The following is a 1,033-nucleotide window of genomic DNA, read 5'->3' on the forward strand; positions in this document are numbered from 1 at the left end:
TAAAATCGGCCACCTAAACTATAGACATAGTTAAAGATGCGGTTTAAGTAGGGAATTTGGAAGCGGTCATTCAGTGTTGTGCAATGATCTAGCATCATTGCATTAAAGGCTCTAATAGGTCGGCTTAGGCTATCAATTTGCCTAGTTCTCTTTTGTGGTCTGTAGCTAATCCATCTGTCAGGCTTGATTGGATCGGGTGTACGTAACTCTAACATAGAGCAGTTATTTGCAAGTGCTACCTCGATTTTATGAGAAGCTAGATAAAAATCTAAACCATCCGTTGGGACAAACCAAGAGCCTACACCTTCGTATTCGTTTTGGTTGCCTATACTGTTAAAAAGAAGCCCTACGTCAGTACACCAATCAATCACCGTCGTGAAGTTTTTATCTTTAGTATTACGGCTATACAGTACGGGTTTACCATGCAAGCAGTTGGCTATCACACAAGATAATTCCTCTCGGTACTTCTTTTCGTGGAAACGTTGCTTACCATACGTTTCCCTAAACTGACTCAATAAGTTCTCAATCGGTTCTTTTTGTTTAACGCGCCACATAAGATTTAATTTATGAGGCTCTTTTGCTATCGCTGACCCGTGCACTGCACGAACTCTATTAGGATATGTATAAACAGGCTCAAAGTGATCGATTAAATAGGCATGCTCTTCTAACTTCATATAGAATGGCAACTCCAAATGAATGATTAATACGGCCTACTAGCAATAGGCCGTTTTTCTTTATATATGCTTATGCAATTACATTCGATGAACCGCTTTTAAGCCATTTGGCAAAAACACTTTCAGGCAGCCCTTTTTTGCGCAGCCCAATAGCTTGACGTTTCGGAAATAAACCTTTCTTTTCAAGTCGGCGAATAGTCGATTCAGATAAACCCGAACGGCTTACAATCTCAGGTGTGCAGGTAATATAGTCTTGAGTCGATTTATTAGACCTCTTGCGAAAATAATTATCCCCCAATCATCCGATTAACAAGAGCGGCGATCAACCGTAAGCGTAGCTCAAACCGTCGTCGCCGTCC

The 1,033-nt window shown here is 40.9% G+C and carries 1 protein-coding gene; it reads right to left on the minus strand.

Annotation, left to right across the window (positions count from 1 at the left end; translation table 11 throughout):
* The coding region (locus B5D50_RS19955) for a hypothetical protein (RefSeq protein WP_143594442.1) at positions 1-674 on the minus strand (674 nt) is incomplete at its 3' end.
* Positions 675-1,033: the final 359 nt, after the last annotated feature.

The organism is Thiothrix eikelboomii (assembly GCF_900167255.1).
GTDB lineage: Bacteria > Pseudomonadota > Gammaproteobacteria > Thiotrichales > Thiotrichaceae > Thiolinea > Thiolinea eikelboomii.